Origin of the sequence: Streptomyces sp. NPDC006923, from assembly GCF_040635655.1 — a bacterium.
In the GTDB taxonomy this organism is placed as follows: domain Bacteria; phylum Actinomycetota; class Actinomycetes; order Streptomycetales; family Streptomycetaceae; genus Streptomyces.
Window position 1 is genome coordinate 73,624 of sequence record NZ_JBEYIF010000003.1, and the last position, 17,510, is coordinate 91,133.

The 17,510-nt window shown below is 68.1% G+C and carries 14 protein-coding genes and 1 pseudogene; 8 read left to right on the top strand and 7 right to left on the bottom strand.

Translation table 11 applies throughout. The annotated features are described in order from the left end of the window. Positions 1-144 precede the first annotated feature (144 nt). Positions 145-1,755, top strand: a complete 1,611-nt coding sequence (gene lnt, locus ABZ707_RS06290; RefSeq protein ID WP_360168662.1) for an apolipoprotein N-acyltransferase — start codon at positions 145-147, stop codon at positions 1,753-1,755. Between the two features lie 78 nt (positions 1,756-1,833). Here lnt and ABZ707_RS06295 read toward each other — a convergent pair whose 3' ends face one another. Beyond that, entirely contained in the window at positions 1,834-2,313 is a 480-nt protein-coding gene (locus tag ABZ707_RS06295; RefSeq protein ID WP_360168665.1) for an NUDIX domain-containing protein, read from the bottom strand. A gap of 176 nt (positions 2,314-2,489) precedes the next feature. On the opposite strand from ABZ707_RS06295, the gene ABZ707_RS06300 reads away from it, so the two are divergent. Together ABZ707_RS06300 and ABZ707_RS06305 are read left to right on the top strand one after the other, a co-directional pair. Next, positions 2,490-3,383 (top strand): 3-hydroxybutyrate dehydrogenase, encoded by an 894-nt coding sequence (locus tag ABZ707_RS06300; RefSeq protein ID WP_360168668.1) that lies wholly within the window; start codon positions 2,490-2,492, stop codon positions 3,381-3,383. Between the two features lie 90 nt (positions 3,384-3,473). Further along, a pseudogene (locus ABZ707_RS06305) lies at positions 3,474-5,351 on the top strand (GAF domain-containing protein); the annotation flags it as partial. Between the two features lie 6 nt (positions 5,352-5,357). Here ABZ707_RS06305 and ABZ707_RS06310 read toward each other — a convergent pair. Next, a complete protein-coding gene (locus tag ABZ707_RS06310) occupies positions 5,358-6,758 on the bottom strand; it encodes an MFS transporter (RefSeq protein WP_360168671.1) in 1,401 nt (466 codons plus the stop codon). 125 nt (positions 6,759-6,883) lie between these two features. After that, positions 6,884-7,054 (bottom strand): hypothetical protein, encoded by a 171-nt coding sequence (locus ABZ707_RS06315; protein ID WP_360168674.1) that lies wholly within the window; start codon positions 7,052-7,054, stop codon positions 6,884-6,886. 248 nt (positions 7,055-7,302) lie between these two features. Here ABZ707_RS06315 and ABZ707_RS06320 point away from each other — a divergent pair, with 248 nt between their 5' ends. The 3 genes from ABZ707_RS06320 (at position 7,303) to ABZ707_RS06330 (ending at position 10,630) form a co-directional block, all read left to right on the top strand. Next, positions 7,303-7,596, top strand: coding sequence for a lactococcin 972 family bacteriocin (locus ABZ707_RS06320; protein WP_360168677.1), 294 nt, complete (start codon positions 7,303-7,305; stop codon positions 7,594-7,596). 114 nt (positions 7,597-7,710) lie between these two features. Further along, positions 7,711-9,852: a hypothetical protein gene (locus ABZ707_RS06325; protein WP_360168680.1), complete on the top strand. Its 2,142-nt coding sequence runs from the start codon at positions 7,711-7,713 to the stop codon at positions 9,850-9,852. 46 nt (positions 9,853-9,898) lie between these two features. Next, complete coding sequence (locus tag ABZ707_RS06330) at positions 9,899-10,630, top strand: ABC transporter ATP-binding protein (protein WP_360168683.1); 732 nt, start codon at positions 9,899-9,901, stop codon at positions 10,628-10,630. Positions 10,631-10,961: 331 nt separating this feature from the next. On the opposite strand, the gene ABZ707_RS06335 is transcribed toward ABZ707_RS06330, so the two are convergent. Continuing rightward, on the bottom strand, positions 10,962-11,921 hold the full coding sequence (locus ABZ707_RS06335; protein ID WP_360168686.1) for a DMT family transporter: 960 nt from the start codon (positions 11,919-11,921) through the stop codon (positions 10,962-10,964). A 143-nt stretch (positions 11,922-12,064) separates the two neighbouring features. Between ABZ707_RS06335 and ABZ707_RS06340 the strand changes: the two genes are divergently transcribed. Continuing rightward, entirely contained in the window at positions 12,065-12,523 is a 459-nt protein-coding gene (locus ABZ707_RS06340; protein WP_360168689.1) for an Lrp/AsnC family transcriptional regulator, read from the top strand. Between the two features lie 129 nt (positions 12,524-12,652). Here the strand turns inward: ABZ707_RS06340 and ABZ707_RS06345 are convergent, their stop codons facing one another. From ABZ707_RS06345 to ABZ707_RS06355, 3 genes are all read right to left on the bottom strand, one after another. Then, entirely contained in the window at positions 12,653-14,167 is a 1,515-nt protein-coding gene (locus ABZ707_RS06345) for a GMC family oxidoreductase N-terminal domain-containing protein (RefSeq protein ID WP_360168692.1), read from the bottom strand. 157 nt (positions 14,168-14,324) lie between these two features. Next, positions 14,325-15,155, bottom strand: a complete 831-nt coding sequence (locus ABZ707_RS06350; RefSeq protein WP_360168695.1) for an oxidoreductase — start codon at positions 15,153-15,155, stop codon at positions 14,325-14,327. Positions 15,156-15,399: 244 nt separating this feature from the next. Beyond that, positions 15,400-16,317: a helix-turn-helix transcriptional regulator gene (locus ABZ707_RS06355; protein WP_360168697.1), complete on the bottom strand. Its 918-nt coding sequence runs from the start codon at positions 16,315-16,317 to the stop codon at positions 15,400-15,402. Positions 16,318-16,465: 148 nt separating this feature from the next. Between ABZ707_RS06355 and ABZ707_RS06360 the strand changes: the two genes are divergently transcribed. Then, positions 16,466-17,482: an aldo/keto reductase gene (locus tag ABZ707_RS06360; protein WP_360168700.1), complete on the top strand. Its 1,017-nt coding sequence runs from the start codon at positions 16,466-16,468 to the stop codon at positions 17,480-17,482. Positions 17,483-17,510 lie beyond the last annotated feature (28 nt).

Consider the following 17,510-nt stretch of genomic DNA (forward strand, 5'->3'; position numbering starts at 1 on the left):
CCCCGCGTGCCGGGGCGCCGCCCTCCTCGGTCACGCCCCCGCTTCGCACAACCGGCCGATCATGAGCCGCCCGGAGCCCGCACCGCCTCCTCGCCCACGGGACGTGGACGGCGGGCCACAGCCGACCGCCGTAGACTCCGCCAGGTGAGCGCCACCATGACCCCCGTCGAGACCCCTTCGCCCGCCCCCGATCCCGGCCGGGGCGGGCGGAAGCTGCTGCGGCGGCTCGCCAAGCCCGGCGCCGCGGCGCTGTCCGGCGTACTGCTCTACGCGAGCTTCCCGCCCCGCGTGCTGTGGTGGCTGGCCCTGCCCGCCTTCGCCCTGCTCGCCTGGACCCTGTACGGCCGCCGGCTGCGCGCGGGCCTCGGTCTCGGCTACCTCGCCGGGCTGGGCTTTCTGCTGCCGCTCCTGGTCTGGACCGGCGCGGAGGTCGGACCGGGGCCCTGGCTCGCGCTGGTCGCGGTCGAGGCGCTCTTCGTCGGTCTCACCGGCCTGGGAATCGCGGCCGTGACACGACTGCCCCTGTGGCCGCTCTGGGCCGCGGCCGTCTGGATCCTCGGCGAGGCGGTCCGCGCCCGCGTCCCGTTCGGCGGATTCCCCTGGGGCAAGATCGCCTTCGGCCAGGCGGACGGCGTCTTCCTGCCGCTCGCCGCGATCGGTGGGACACCGGTGCTCGGCTTCGCCGTCGTCCTGTGCGGCTTCGGGCTGTACGAGGCGCTGCACCAGGCCCTCGCGTACCGCCAGACCGGCCGGGTGCCGCGCCGCGCCGCGGCCGCCGCCGCGCTCACCGTCCTCGTCCCGGTGACGGCGGCGCTCGCCGCACTGCCCCTCGTGGACGACTCCGCCGAGGACGGCACCGCGACCGTCGCCGCCGTGCAGGGCAATGTGCCCCGGGCGGGTCTCGAATTCAACGCCCAGCGCCGTGCGGTCCTGGACAACCATGTCCGCAGGACCCTCCAGCTCGCCGCCGATGTGAAGGCGGGCAAGGAGCCGCAGCCCGACTTCGTGCTGTGGCCCGAGAACTCCTCCGACATCGACCCCTACAGCAACGCCGACGCGCGGCTCGTCATCGACGAGGCCGCCAAGGCGATCGGTGTGCCGATCTCCGTCGGCGCCGTGGTCAGCCCGCGGACCGGGCCCTTGCGCAATACGCAGATCCTCTGGGATCCGGAGCGCGGCCCGACGGACACCTATGACAAGCGGCAGATCCAGCCCTTCGGCGAATACCTTCCGATGCGCTCCCTGGTGCGGTCGATCAGCCCCGGATACGCCGACATGGTGAGCCGTGACTTCGGACGCGGCACCAAGCCCGGGGTCTTCGACCTCGCGGGCACCCATGTCGGGCTGGCCACCTGTTACGAGGCGGCCTTCGACTGGGCCGTGCGGGACACCGTCACCCATGGCGCCCAGCTCATCTCCGTGCCCAGCAACAACGCCACCTTCGACCGCAGCGAGATGACCTACCAGCAGCTCGCGATGTCACGGGTACGGGCCGTCGAGCACAGCCGGACCGTGGTCGTCCCCGTCACCAGCGGTGTGAGCGCGATCATCAAGCCGGACGGCGAGATCGTCCAGCAGACCGGCATGTTCGTGCCCGGCGCGCTGGTGGCCAAGGTGCCGCTGCGCTCCTCGCTCACGCCGGCCACCCGGCTCGGCACCCTGCCCGAGGGCGTGCTGGTGGCGGTGGCCGTTGCCGGTCTCGGCTGGGTGGCGGTCCGTTCCGTACGCGACAGGCGCCGTCCGGCGGCTGGTTGAGCCCTGACCGGCCGGTCCTCGGACCGGCCGGCGAGCGATCACAGCTCCGCTCCCGGGCTGTCGCTCAGGAGGCGTCGGTCACGGGGCTGCCGCGGGCTCGAACCAGGTCGGTTCCTCGGCGAGGGCCTGCTGGATCCTCAGCGAGCAGTACGCGCTGAGGCCGGGCAGCGCGTCCAGGGGAAACCAGCCCACCTCCAGGGACTCGTCGTCGTTCACCCGGGCCTCACCGCCGGTCGCCCGGCACAGGAAGGTGATGTCCATGAACTGGCAGCGGTCCTCGTTGGGATACTGCATCGGCTCCAGCGCCTGCACGAGCACGACGCGCTCCGCCGAACAGCGCACGGCGGTCTCCTCATAGACCTCGCGCACGGCCGTCGTGGCGGGCTGCTCTCCCGGCTCGGGAATGCCTCCCACCAGATCCCAGGCGCCGGTGTCGGCACGCCGGGCCAGCAGCACCCTGCCGTCGTCGTCGAACACGACGGCGGTCACCCCAGGCAGGAAGAGCAGTTGGTGGCCGGCGGAGGCACGGATGGTACGGATGAACTCGGGCGTCGCCATCGCAAGATCCTAACTCCCGTTCGCGGCGCACCACCCAAGCCGGAACAGGTCACTCCATTTCGCGATCAAGCAGTTGCTCATCGATACACCCACATGGTTCGAACCCACCACCTGGATGGGAAGTGTGGGCCCTGACCATATCGGTTGGACGTATGGCGCTGCTTAGGGTGCGGAACATGACCGCCCCCACCACACCAGGTCCCGTCCCTGGCACGCACGAGTCCCGCACCGCCGGCACCGCCGACACCGCCGCTCCGGCAGACGGCGGTCTCGCCCCCGGCGCTCCCGCCGCCGGCGCCGCTCCGGTCGCGCTCGATCTGCGGGGCCGTACGGCACTGGTCACCGGCGCGGCAAGCGGAATCGGCCGCGCCTGCGCCGTGCGGCTCGCGGCGGCGGGTGCCACGGTCAGAGCCCTGGACCGGGACGGCAAGGGGCTCGACGTACTGGCCGAGGCCGCCACCGGGCTGCCGGGCACCATCGAGCCGCGGGTGCTCGATCTCACCGCGCTCGACGCGGCGGAAGAGGCAGCCGCGGGCACGGACGTCCTGGTCAACAACGCGGGGCTGCAACTGGTCCGCCCCATCGAGGAATTCCCGCCCGACGTCTTCCACACCGTTCTGACGGTCATGCTCGAAGCGCCCTTCCGGCTGATCAGAGGCGCGCTGCCGCACATGTACGCCGAGGGCTGGGGCCGGATCATCAACATCTCCTCCGTACACGGGCTGCGCGCCTCCCCGTACAAGTCGGCCTATGTGGCCGCCAAACACGGTCTCGAAGGACTCTCCAAAACCGCGGCCCTCGAAGGCGCCACACGCGGCGTCACCTCGAACTGCGTCAACCCCGGCTATGTGCGCACGCCACTGGTCGAGAAGCAGATCGCCGATCAGGCCGAGGCACACCACATCCCCGAGGAACGGGTCCTGGCCGACGTCCTGCTCCAGGACTCCGCGCTCAAGCGCCTTCTGGAACCGGACGAGGTCGCGGAGGCGGTGGCCTACCTCTGCACCCCGCAGGCGTCGTTCATCACGGGCACCTCACTGACGCTCGACGGCGGCTGGACCGCGCATTAGGGACGGTCCCGTCAATCTCGCGCCTTCCGCGCCGTTTCCGTTGTCCACAGGGCTGGCGCGGCCGGCCGTACGACAGGTAATCCTGTGTCCATGTCCCACGATCAGGCTTCCTACCTGGAACTCCTCGCGCGCGGCGCCGCGGCGGAGGCATACGACCGGCCCGCGCTGCTGGCCCGCGCGGACGGCGCGGGGCCGGAGACGCTCGCCGCCCTGGAGCACGCCAAGCAGGTCGCTCTGCGGGTACGGGCCGAGCTGGAGGAGCGACGGCGCCGTGAGGCCGAGCTGTCGGCGCTCTTCGAGACCGCCCACGACCTGGCGGGGCTGCGCGACCTCGACGCCGTGCTCCGGGCGATCGTGCAGCGGGCGCGCTCGCTGCTCGGTACGGAGGTCGCCTATCTGTGCCTCAACGACCCGGCCGCCGGTGACACCTATATGCGGGTCACCGAGGGCTCGGTCTCGGCACGCTTCCAGCAGCTGAGGCTCGGCATGGGAGAGGGACTCGGCGGGCTGGTCGCCCAGACGGCCCGCCCCTATGTGACCGACAGCTATTTCGACGACCCGCGCTTCCAGCACACCAGGAGCATCGACTCCGGAGTGCGCGACGAGGGACTCGTCGCCATCCTGGGCGTGCCCCTGATGCTGGGCAGCCAGGTCATCGGTGTGCTCTTCGCCGCCGACCGTCGTGCCCGGGTCTTCGAACGCGAACAGATCGCCCTGCTGGGCTCGTTCGCGGCCCACGCGGCGGTCGCCATCGACACCGCGAATCTGCTGGGCGAGACCCGCTCGGCGCTCGCGGAGCTGGAGAAGGCCAACGAGATCATCAAAGACCACAGCGCGGTCATCGAGCGTGCCTCGGACGTGCACGACCGCCTGACCGAACTCGTGCTGCGCGGCGGCGGTGTCCACGACGTCGCGAGCGCCCTGTCCGAAGTCCTGGACGGCACGGTGGACTTCGCGGGACCCGATTCGGCCTCCGTGACCGCGCTGGAGCTGACCGGCACCGAAGGCCACGCCAAGCGCCACGGGAACGTCTGGGGCGCCGCCGTCTCGGCCGGCGGTGAACTCCTCGGCGCGCTGGTGCTGCGCGGGCATCCCGGTCTCGACCCGGTGGACCAGCGCACCCTGGAGCGGGCCGCCATGGTCACCTCGCTGCTGCTGCTCGCACGCCGTTCCGCGGGAGAGGCCGAGCAGCGGGTCCGGGGCGAACTGCTCGACGACCTCCTTGACGCGCCCGATCGCGACCCGCGCCTGCTGCGCGAGCGGGCCGTCCGGCTCCACGCGGACCTCGACGCCCCGCATGTGGTGCTGGCCGCCCGGATCGACGGACCCGCGCCCGACACCACCGAACGCGAGACCGCCGACCGGCGTCGCCTCTGGTCAGCGGCGTCTCATCTCGCGGCCACCGGCCAGGGACTCGCCGCCACCCGCCACGGAGGCACGGTCCTGCTGCTGCCCCTCGCGCCCGAGGACACAGCGGCCGACCTCGCCCGCCGTACGGCCCGGCAGCTCGGCAGCGCGCTGCGCGAGCCGGTCACCATCGGGGCCTCCGCGGCCGTCGAGGCACCGGCCGAGCGTCCTGGGGCCATAGCGGAGGCGTACGCGGAGGCCCGCCGCTGCCTCGACGCGCTGCGGCTCCTCGGCCGCTCCGGCGACGGAGCGGCCGCCCAGGACCTCGGCTTCCTCGGACTGCTCCTCGCCGACACCCGCGACATCGAGGGCTTTGTCCACCGCACGATCGGCGAAGTCGTCGACTACGACTCGCGGCGCGGCACGGATCTGGTGCGCACGCTCGGCGCCTACTTCGCGTCCGGGATGAGCCCGGCGCGTACGAAGGACGACCTGCACGTCCATGTGAACACCGTCGCCCAGCGCCTCGAACGCATCGGCCGGCTGCTCGGACCTGACTGGCAGTCACCGGCGCGGGCTCTGGAGATCCAGCTCGCGCTGCGTCTGCACACCATGTCCGCGGCCGTGTCAGCGACTCGGCGTACGGGTGGAGGCGTCGGCCCGGCGGGGCGAGGGCACCTTGTCCGGTGCCGGGTCCGCGTCGACATCCGCCAGATCACGGTGCCGGGTCTCGCGCGCACACGCGATCGCCACCACGGTGATCAGTGCGGCGGCGATGACATACAGGGAGATCGGCGTCGAGCTGTCGTAGTCGGCCAGCAGGGCCGTCGCGATCAGCGGGGCCGGGGCGCCGGCAGCCACCGAGGCGAACTGCGCGCCGATCGACGCGCCCGAGTAGCGCATCCGGGTCGCGAACATCTCGGAGAAGAAGGCCGCCTGCGGTGCGTACATCGCGCCGTGCAGCACCAGTCCGACCGTGACGGCCAGCAGCAGGTTGCCGAAGCTCGCGCTGTCGATCAGCGCGAAGAAGGGGAACATCCAGGCCCCGACACCGACCGCGCCGATCAGATACACGGGCCTGCGGCCGATCCGGTCCGACAGCGCGCCCCACGCGGGGATCACCGCGAAGTGCACGGCGGAACCGATGAGTACGGCATTGAGCGCGGTCTGCTTGCTCAGTCCCGCCGAGGTCGTGGCGTACACCAGGATGAAGGCGGTGATCACGTAGTAGCTGATGTTCTCCGCCATCCGCGCCCCCATCGCCACCAGCACATCCCGCCAGTGATGACGCAGGACGGCGACGAGCGGCATCTTCTCGGCCTGGGTGCCGGCATCCGCCTTCCGCTCCTCGGCCCGGGCCAACGCCGCCTTGAAGACCGGGGATTCATCGACGGAGAGACGAATCCACAAACCGACAAGGACCAGCACACCGGAGAGCAGGAACGGAATGCGCCAGCCCCATGACGCGAAGGCGGCATCGGAGAGCAGCGCGGTGAGCGCCGAGAGCACGCCGGTCGCGAGCAACTGACCGGCGGGAGCCCCGGTCTGCGGCCAGGACGCCCAGAATCCTCGGCGTTCCGCGTCGCCGTGCTCCGACACCAGCAGCACGGCCCCGCCCCACTCGCCACCGAGCGCGAAGCCCTGGATCAGCCGCAGCACGGTCAGCAGCACGGGAGCGGCCGTACCGATGGTGGCGTGCGTGGGCATCAGCCCAATGGCGAACGTTGCCCCGCCCATCATCAACAGGCTCAGGACCAGCAGTTTCTTGCGTCCCATCCGGTCGCCGTAGTGCCCGAAGACCAGCGCCCCGATCGGCCGCGCCGCGAATCCCACGGCATAGGTGAGGAAGGAGAGAAGCGTCCCGACGAGCGGATCGGAGTCGGGAAAGAACAGCTTGTTGAACACCAGCGCGGCGGCCGATCCGTACAGGAAGAAGTCGTACCACTCGATGGTCGTGCCGATGAGGCTCGCGGCGACGATGCGCTTGAGTGAGCTGGGCGTTGGGGGAGCGGATGCCGAGGCAGCCATGGTCACCACTTCCGAGCGGGTCCGGGGACGGTTGCTGTGTCGCCACACCGTAGGAATGCCCAGGTCAAGGGCCCATGTGGTGGGACACCATAGTTCGGGCCCAGGGTGTGCGCGGGCGACCCATGTCAGCCATCCGGTGCCTGCGACACGGGCTCGATCGACAGAGCGGTCTCCTGGCTGTCCGGATGCTTCCGCTGCACCGCCGCCATGAACACAGGGGCGAACGCTTCCCCGTCATAGCCGCAGCCTTCATCAACTACCGCCGACTCACCAAATGAAACGACGTCCTTGGCCACCCTCTCCGGCAGGCCGGCACGCCAACCTCTCTGAAAAGAGCTCTACCAGCAGATACAAGGCGCGTTCAAGGTTTGTGCAAGGTCGGCTGTGCACCGTGGTTGCTGTACAGGGCCCGTGAGGGTCTGACGAGTGCTCTGATCGGATACGCCACGTGGATGAGGAGCCGCTGGACGTAGGGAATGGCGGCCCGTCATATGCATACCCAGTGGCGAGCTTTCGGGCATTTCATCTATGAGAGAGGGAGTCAATGGTGCGTATCAAGCGCGGCATCAAGCTGGCCATTGCGGCCGGTGCCCTTGTCGTCGGCACGGCTGCACCGGCGCTGGCCACCGTGGTCGGTGTCGGTGGTGGCACCTGGGACTACGGTGCGGATGCTACCTGGACGTGGTCGGACTATTACCACGGAAGCAAGTGCCACGGTTCTTCCGTACAAGGGAAGAATTACTACACGAGTGGTGACACGGCGGCCGGCGCTTGGGCCAACGCCGGTGCCCCCGCGAAGCTGTCCGGTAATCAGGCGTACTGGCGGAATTCCTGCTGAGTTGACGAAACGTCTTCCCGGCTCTGGGTTTCCAGGCGCCCGTTTCTGACTGTTGGGGAGCGGAGAAGACCGCTCCCCAACAGCTCTTACGATATTGGGCGCAGTCCTTGAGATGTGCGCCCCGAGCGTCCTGATTTAGGTGGCGGAATGCACCGAGGCATTAAGTTCGTCCACGCCGCTGTCCTCGCTTTCTCCGCGATGCTGGCATTTCTGTTCGTCCGGGGGCTTGATGAGGACTGGGTTCTGGGCCACTCCGCTGTGGTCTGGGTGTCCGAGTCCCGCAACTCGGCGAGCGGCGAGCAGGTCACGCGGGCGATCGAGTCGTTCGCGGCCGAGCACGGGGTCACGGTGGCACGTGAGCTGCCCGATCTCAGGGATCCGGACCGGCGTAGACATCTCTATCTTGTCGCAGGCGACCCGGGGTCCGACACCGCGTCGTGGCTGACGAAGGGATATCCGGCGTTCGGCCGGGATTACCACACAGACGTCCATCCGTTCGTCGAAATCGGACAGCGGGACCCCCGTGGTTTCTACTATGTATTCGGGCCGTCCCGGGCCGACGACGCGCTGCTGGCCACGTTCGCCGGTCTCGGCCTGCATGGACAGGTGAGCCATCCCCTCTCCGTCCTCGACCTGACCTCGGTCTATTCGGACAGCGCTTTGTTGTGGGCCTTTCTCGTCGTGGCTCTCGCCGCCGTCACGTTGACCGGCGCCAGTGTGCTTCTGGGCGCGAAGGTGTACGGGGTCCTACGGCTCCAGGGAGAATCATTCGCGCAGATCCTTCGCCGGGACCTGCGGCAACTGGGGCTGTTCTGGGTGATCGCGGCCGGTGTGGTGACCGCGGCAGCATTGATCTTCCTCGGCTTGTACAACGGCCTGACATGGTTGGGCCTCTACGCCGTCGTGGCCGCAGGGATGGCCGGCCTGCTCATTCTGGTGGTGTTGGCCGCCCACGCGGCCGTCCTCGCACTGGCCTTCAAGGTTGAAGTGCCGCAGGCCCTCAAGGGCGAACTGCCTGCCCGGTCGGCGGCCTTCTGCGCCTATCTGGTGCGGGCTCCCGCCCTGCTGTTGACCCTCGGCGTCATAACGGCCGTCGTCCTGGCCGGCCAGGACGTGCTGGCCCGTCAGAACAGCCGGGATGCCTACGCCCGGGCGGGCGATGCCACTGCCATCCTCCTCAACGGCAGTCTGGGCCGCGAGTCCGGGGAGATGGAGGTCCGGGTAGGGCAGTGGCTCCGCAAGGCCGACGCGGAGGGGCAGATCATCGTCGCCGGGCGCCGGAAGCTCCAGAACCTCGGGCCGTCCACGGACTTGCCGCAGCGCGAAATGCTCATCGTCAATGACACCTTCCTGGGCGAGCAGCCGATCCTCGACCCCGAGGGACGCCGGTACACCCGTGCACCGCGAGAGGGCAAGGCCCGGGGCGCGGGCCCGGTGCGGCTCATCGTCCCCGACTCCCTGGCCCGCCACGCGTCGGCCATCGCTGCGGAGATTCCCAGCCTGTTGAGCCCGCGCGACCCGAAGCGTATACATCCGGGCGAGGTCAAAACGCTCTGGGCGAAGAGCGCGCAGCGTGTCTTTGGCTACAACAGCGGAAGCGAGAGCGGCGGTTCTGGCTCCAATCCGGGCGAGGACCGGTCATTGGTCCGTGATCCTGTTCTTGTCGTCGTTCCGAACGGGTCGACGTACCTGGCGGACAACACTTACACCGCGTTCGCCACCCAGGGGGGAGTGGTCTTCCCTGACCCTGACGACGTCCTGGGCGGCATCGCGGCGAACAAGCTGCAAACCTATGTGAGAGCCTTGCGTCCGGTCGGGCAGAACGCGGCCCTGGAGTTGCGGACTTCCGTCAACGACTTCCGGATGCGGCTGTTCAACTTCGCCGTGGCCGTGGCCGTGCTTCTTGTCTCCGGTGTTGGCGTCTGTATCGTCTACTCGCGCAAGAACGCGCAGGCGATTTTCGTCAAGCACATCAGCGGCTGGAGATTCGCGGCCACCCATCGCTCTGTGCTCGCCGGTGAGGCACTTCTCGCAGCACTTCTTGTGGCCTGGCTCCCGTTCAACGCGTGGCAGCAGAACCAGGAACTGAAGTGGTATGCCGAACGCGGTATCCCAGCCCCTCGCAACGCGGTCCAGATCACCACGCTGGATCTGGTCCTCACTGCCGCACTGATCGTCATCGAACTCGGTGCGGTGCTCCTGGCGCTGGCGGTCTTCCACCGCCGCATTGTCAAGGAGGGGGCGACTGAAGCGTGAGCATCGCTGCCCCCGCCCATATCTCTACTTCCGCAGGAGCACCGTAGTGATCGATATTGACAGTCTGTCGAAGTCCTATGGCCCCCGGACCGTATGGTCCGATGTCACCTTCTCCATCAGCCGCCGCGAGCTGGTCGCAGTCGTCGGCCCCAGCGGATCGGGAAAGTCCACCCTTCTCAACTGTCTCGGTCTCCTCGACACTCCAAGTGGCGGGGCGATCCGCCATGAAGGCAAAGAAATCACCCGATTCGACAAGCGCGGAGTCAGACACTTCCGTCGCGACGTTCTCGGTTATCTCTTCCAGAACTACGCCCTGATCGACAACGCTACCGTCGCCGCCAATGTAGAGGTCGCCGTCAGACCGCGGCAATCGTTGTGGCGCAACCCGCGCATCGCCGTCGCCGAAGCCCTCGACCGCGTCGGTCTCGCAGGGCGAGAGAAAGAGAAAGTCCATAAACTGAGCGGTGGAGAGCAGCAGCGGGTGGCCCTGGCCCGGCTCATGGTGAAGCAGCCGGCCCTCGTGCTGGCCGACGAGCCCACCGGCGCCCTGGACCACGCCAACACCACCATGGTGGTCGACATACTCCGCGAGATGAGTGACGCGGGATGCGCCGTCGTCATCGCGACGCACAACGACTATGTCCGCGACCGATGCGAGGCTGTCCTCACCCTGGGGCGGGCTCTCCCCGGTGCTGGGCTCCCGGTGGAAGCCCGCGCGAGGGAGGGATACCGACAAACGCCGTCGCTGAAAGTGAACGAAGCCACTCTGCCCTCATGAGGCAACGATCCGCCCGCGAAACCACGACGACAGTTCGTAGCCCTGCGCCAAGTTCCCCCGGCTGTTGTGGCCGTGCACTCGCCATGTCACGGCGTAGCCCAGCCGGAAGTGGTCCTGGGCCCGCTCCGGGTCCCGGTGCTCCCGGTGTGCGGTTGCCAATAATCGGACCCCGGGCATTGCCTCCATGCGTTGACACTGATCAACGGTCATGTCGCCTGCGAGTAGGTGGTTTGTCCCTGGCCGCACCGCCAGCGACGGATTGATTCCACCGAGGACGCAGCCGTGTTGTGCTCGGCACCGACGTTGCGACATGCGCCCCACCAGGACGTACTCAGTGAACCGTGTCGCCCCTGTCGGTCATTGAGGTGCCGTATGAGTCGTCCGGAATGTGCCGGGAGGAATCGTCCTGCCGCGCCGCCGCTGACGGCGGCGTACGTGTCGCCGCGGGTTTGCGGGCAGCCGCGGCGGCACCGGTGAGGACCAGCACAGTGCCGGCGATTACGCGCACGGTGACCGGTTCGGAGAGGACAACCACGCCCGCCGTGACGGCCACGACCGGAGCGACGTAGGTGATGAACGCGGCACGTGTCGGTCCCTCCTCGTTGATCAGCGCGAAGAACGCGGTGAAACCACCTGCGGTACAGGCGACGCCCAGACCGATGACCGCGAACAGGACGCGCACGGTGATCCGCGGCGCCGGCTCGGTGATCGCAGCCACCGCCAACAGCGGGGGCGCGGCCAGTGCCAGCATGCCCGCGGTGACGGTCAGGGGCGGTACGCCGGGGAAGAGCCGGTGCATCAGTAGCGCGCCCACCGCGTAACAGGCCGCAGCTATCAGCACCAACACAGCACCTGTGCCGGCCCCCGCACCCGCCCCACCGAGCAGAACGATCACTCCGAGGAAGCCAAGGGCCGCGCCGGCCCAGGCCCCGCGCGCCAGCCTCTCGCGCTTCCCCCAGAAAAAGCCCAGGGCCAGGAGGAACAGCGGTTCGGTGGCGATCAGCACCCCGGTCAGCCCGGACGACACGGTGTGTTCACTCACCGCGATGAGTGTGAAGGGTGCCGTGACCTCCACCCCGGCGAGCAGCAGCAGGGGACGCCAGCGCTCACGCAGCAACGGGGGAAGGCCGCGCCGCCAGGCCACCGGGAGCAGGATCAAAGCCCCGAGAACGACCCTCCACGCAACCACACTCACAGGGCCCATCCCTTCCAGCGCCAGGCTGATCAGGAGGTAGGGCACCCCCCACAGCACGGACACGGTCAGGAACAGCAGCAGGCCACGGCCGTTCATCGGCACACTCCACGAGTTGAGGGACAAGCCTGGATCAGGCACCGCAGAGCGTAGGGAGGAACATCACCGCACCGGAAGGCAGCTTGTGCTGTAAAAGAGGCTGATCACTTGCCATTTGTAAAGTCTCGGAGTGGGATACGGGCATGACCACTCTTGATGCCACTGACTGGCGGCTACTCGGACTTCTGCAGCAGGATGCCCGGCTCGGCTTTCGCGAGCTCGCGCGCCAGGTGGGGCTCAGTCCACCAGCCGTGGCCACTCGGGTGCGACGCCTGGAGAGCCTCCAGGTGATCACGGGCTACAGCGCGCGCGTCGACCCGGCCAAGGCGGGCTGGCCGGTCCAAGCATTCGTAGTGCTGTCCACCACCGGTATCCGCCAGTCCCACCAGGTGGCCCATCTCGCTGGAGCCGTACCGCACATCCTGGAAGATCACCGAGTGACCGGCACCGACGACCACATTCTGCGTGTTGTCGCACACGATATCGGTGCACTTGAACCGCTTGTCGACCAGCTCAACGAACTCGGCAAACCCGCGACATCCTTCGTGCTGTCCTCACCAAAGGCATGGGGCCCGCTGCCTCCGCCCGATACCTCTGCCTGAGGGCTGTCCCGCTAATCCCCGGGCGGGCGTGAGAGTCTGTTCATTTGCCACAGGACCGGCCTGTATTTCAAGGGCAAGGATCAGCTTGTACCGTATGTACTCCTCCGTTTATTCCACGCCTCGGGTGCGTTACGGGCGGGCATCTTCGGACATGAGATACGTGGCTGCTCGTTCGGCAATGGCCAGGACCGTAGCGTTCGGATTTCCCGAGACAATTGAAGGCATCACTGAAGCGTCGGCGATGCGTAGGCCGGCGATGCCGTGAACACGCAGGTGGGGATCGACAACAGCGTCTGCATCTGTGCCGATGCGGCATGTGCCGACAAGGTGGTTGTAGGAGAACAGGCTGCGGTGTACGTATTCTCGCGAGTCAACGTCATGGCCCACCTCTTTTCCGGGGGCGGCTTCGTGCCCGCGCCAATCGATCAGCGCCTCGGCCTCACCAATTTCCCGGGCTCGTTGCATACCGACCACCAGGCGGTCGAGATCGCGTTCGTCGCTCAGATAGTTCGGGTCGATGACCGGCGCGGTGTCAGGGGCGGCGTCAGCCAGATGAAGCGATCCCCGACTGGAGGGGGTCATCAGCGACACGTTGATGGAGTATCCGCTTTCCGCGCCCGGCCGCCCGCGCGGATACATGGGAGAGTCGAAGAAGATGATCTGCAGATCCGGCTGATCGGACAGACCGCTGCTGAAACGGATGGCAGGTTTACGAACGAACGCTCTGCGCACCGGTCGCGAGGCCGTGTAGGCGATAGGCGTCAGCGTATGGTCCTGCAGATTCTTTCCCACGCCGGGGAGTGACACCTCCACCGTGATGCCGACCTGGCGCAGATGCTCGGCAGGACCCACACCCGACACCATCAGCAACTGTGCCGAACCGATCGTGCCGGCGGCAAGGACGACCTCGCGTTGGGCGCGGGCCGCGCGTTCCTCGCCATTCCTGCGGTACACCACGCTGCGGCATCGCCCTCCTTCAATGACCAGCTTGCGGGCCATTGCGTTGGTGGCCACGGTGAGATTGTCGCGGTGGAGGACGGGCCGCAGGTATGCGTCAGCGGCGGACTGTCGTACTTCTTCGACGACGTTCACCTCGCTCCAGGCGACACCCTCCCCCTGCGGACCATTGAGGTCGTCGCTGGGGGGATGTCCCGCTTCGATCGCGGCGTTCCTCAATGCGTCGAACAGCGGATGAATATCGTCAGAGGGAGCCACCCGCATCGGACCGTCCGTACCCCGGTAAGAGGGATCGCGCCCCGGGGCCGTTTCGCTGCGCTTCAGGAACGGCAGTATCGCTTGATAGTTCCAGCCTGTAGCACCAGCGGCCTCCCAGGCGTCATAGCTGAGGGCATGTCCGCGAATATGCATCATCGCGTTGATGCTGCTCGACCCGCCCAGGACTTTTCCGCGGGCGAGCGGATGCACACTATCACCGGTATGGGTTTGTGGGGTGCTTGAGAATCCCCAATCGACCTCCGTGCCGGACAGCTTCGGCCAGGAAATCGGGTTCGACATGATCGGGGGCCCATCCGCAGCGCCTGCCTCCAGCAACAACACTCTCGTCACCGGATCCTCGGACAATCGGGCGGCCAAGACGCATCCAGCAGTTCCGCCCCCGACCACCACGAAATCAAATTCTTCCACGATCGCTCCACAGGGTTGTGGCGGACTCGCCACTCAGGGCCCTCCGTCTACGCCCGAGGCCCGGAGGTTCCGCTCGGGTACGCCCAAGTGGATTGTCCAGAATAGTCCAGCTCGGGGATCGCAGTAGCGGGCTTCGGAGGTGGCGAGGGGCTGTAGTTCAGCTGAAGTCGGTGGTCACGGCGATATGCCGCCAGGCGTCCATTTCCTTTTGGACGTTGTCCAGCTTGGCTTCGGCTGCTTGGAGGGTGTCGGTTCCGAGTTGCAGACGCAGTGGCGGCTCGGGAGCAGAGGCCATCTCGACGATGGCGCGGCCGCCCATGACGGGATCGCCGGGCTGGGTGCGGTGGATACTCGGGACCGCCTCGCGCATCGCTCCAGAGGTCGCCGCATAGTCGTCAATCACCTGGGCGCCAGTGTGCAGGCTCGTCGGGTCGAGGAAATCGGTGCGGAAGTACCCGGGCTCCACCAGTGTCACGTGCACGCCCAGGGGCGCCAGCTCGGCGTGGAGGGCCTCGCTGAACCCCTCCACTGCGTACTTCGTCGATGCGTAGACGCCCCAACCCGCCAGTCCACCGAAGGCCGCGATCGAACTCATGTTGATGATGTGTCCCGAGCGCTGTCGGCGCAGTGTGGGAAGCACGGCGCGCTGCACCGCGAGGAGACCGAACACATTGGTCTCGTACACCGCACGCACTGCGGCGTCGTCTGCTTCCTCCACAGCGCCCAGCAGACCCCTGCCCGCGTTGTTGACCAGCACGTCGATCCGCCCGAACCGCTCAAGGGCAGCCGCGACAGCCGCGTCGATCCCGCCTTGGTCCGTGACATCCAATGGCAGCGCCAACAGAGTGTCGCCGGCGTCCGGAAACTGCTCGCGGACGGCGTCCGCGTTACGCGCGGTGGCCACGACCTGGTGGCCGGCCTCCAGCGCGGCACGGGTGATCTCCACACCGATACCACGGGATGATCCCGTCACAAACCACACGCTCACTGTTTTCTCCTCAATGATCTGTTGCCATCGCAGCCGGCAGGCCGCGAGGGTCGCTTCCGATACCGGTCAGCGGCTTTCGCACTTCGCACTACTGACGCGGCACACTGCGGCCGGCCACTCGCAGGAGGGTGTGTACCTCCCGTGAGCAAGTCGGGCGATACGGGCTCGCGCACCACACGTGTGGTGCTTTCGATCAGACGCCCGGCGCTGTGACCAGCACGGACGCCGGACTGCGACCGGTGCGCTATGGGGTTGTGTCGGGGTCCGTGGGCGAGGACTTCGGAGCCGTCGGCTCCGGAGTGTCGACCGTACGGTAGGGCCTGGGCGGGTTCGACCAGCTCGACAGCAGCGCCAGGGCCTCGGCGGACGGCGAGTGGGCCTCGACGGTGTGCGTACCGAATGTGAGGTCGGGTTCGCCGACCGGCTTCATGGCCTCGTAGCCGAGTTCCAGGTCTCCGACGACGGGGTGGTGGTAGCGCTTGCTGCCGTGGTCGCGCAGGTACACATCGTGTTCGGCCCACCAGCACCGGAAGTCCCGGTCGCGCACGGCCAGGTCACCGACGAGGTCGGCGAGTTTCGGATCGTGCGGGTGGGTGCCGGCGTACCGGCGCAGTTCAGCGACCACCGTGCGAGCAGTGGCCGCCCAGTCGTCATACAGTTCGCGGGCCGCGTCGACCGTGAACAGGTAGCGCAGCATGTTCCGCTGCCCCGGGGGCAGCAGGTCCAGCCCAGCGTAGAACGCGGCGCCGAGGTCGTTGATGGCGATGAGGTCCTGGCGCGGTCCCAGCACCAGCGCCGGGACGTCGGTGACCAGGTCCAGAGCCCGGCGCAGCCCTGGGCGCAGGCGCGTGGCAGCCGTGCGGGGCCGCTTGGACCCGGTGGGGGCGGCGAGGGCGTAGAGATGATCCCGTTCAGCGGCGTTCAGCCGCAGTACCCGGGCGACGGAGTCGAGCACCGAGGCGGACGCGTTCTTTGTGCGGCCCCGTTCCAGCCGCTCGTAGTACTCAGCGCTGACACCGGCGAGAAGGGCTACTTCTTCGCGGCGCAGCCCCGGCACCCGGCGAATACCCATCGAAGGCGGTAGCCCGGCGTCCTGCGGGGTGATGCGAGCGCGGCGGGTACGCAGGAAATTTCCCAGGCCGTCGGCAGCAGGTTCGCTCATTCCTCCAGGTTAGCGACGTCGGCGGGTGCCAGAGGGGGGTCTGTTCGTCCCCCCTCTGGCCGGGCCCCGGTCACAGCAGTGTGTTCCGCCTGATGCGGCCGCAGTGATTTGTTCATCGCACGGACCGAGCGACAACAACGGAGTGATCATGGAACAGCGCACTTTGGGCGGATCGGGCATCGTGGTGAGCGACATCGCGTTCGGCGCGATGAACTTCGGCTTCCCCGGTGGCCCGAGCGACGAGCAGGCGGTGGCCATGGTCCGCCGGGCGCTGGACGCCGGTGTCAATCTGATCGACACCGCAGACGTCTACAGCAACGGCGAATCGGAACGGGTCGTGGGCCTGGCCATCGCCGGCCGGCGCGACGAGGTTGTTTTGGCGACCAAGTTCGGCCTGCCGATGGGTGAGCACCCGAACAAGAGCGGCGGGTCGGCGCGCTGGATCAAGCGCGCTGTCGAGGACAGCCTGCGGCGGCTGGGCACCGACTACATCGACCTTTACCAGATGCACCGGCCGGACTACCGGACCGATCTGGAGGAGACCCTCGGCGCCCTGACGGACCTGGTGCGGGACGGGAAGGTCCGTGCCATCGGCTCGTCCACCTTCCCCGCGGAGCTGATCGTTTCGGCCCGGTGGGCCGCAGAGCGGGGCGGCAGCCGGCGCTTCGTCAGCGAGCAGCCCCGTTACTCGATCTTCAATCGCCGGCCCGAGACGCACGTATTCCCCACTCTGCAGGAGTTCGGGATGGGTGCGCTCACCTACGCACCACTGGCCAGCGGCTGGCTGGCCGGCCGCGCCGATCCGACAGGCGGACAGCGCGCGGAGATGGAGAAGCACGTCTTCGACCTCGCCAGCCCGGCCAACCAGGCCAAGGTGCTCGCGGCACGCCGGCTGCGCGAGCTCGCCGATGGCATGGGCGTACCGATGACCCACTTGGCGCTGGGGTTCGTTCGGTCGCACCCGGCGGTCAGCGCGGTACTGATCGGGCCGCGTACGCCTGCACAGCTCGACGACCTGCTCGCCGGCGCCGACGTCGTCCTCGACGACGCGGTCCTGGACCGCATAGACGACATCGTGGAGCCCGGCAGCGACATCAACCCCGCCGACAACTTCGACGCCGCCATCCCGGCCTTCGCCGACAAGCGGCTGCGCCGCCGCCGCTGACCCACAACCGGGCGCGGCGGAATGCCTG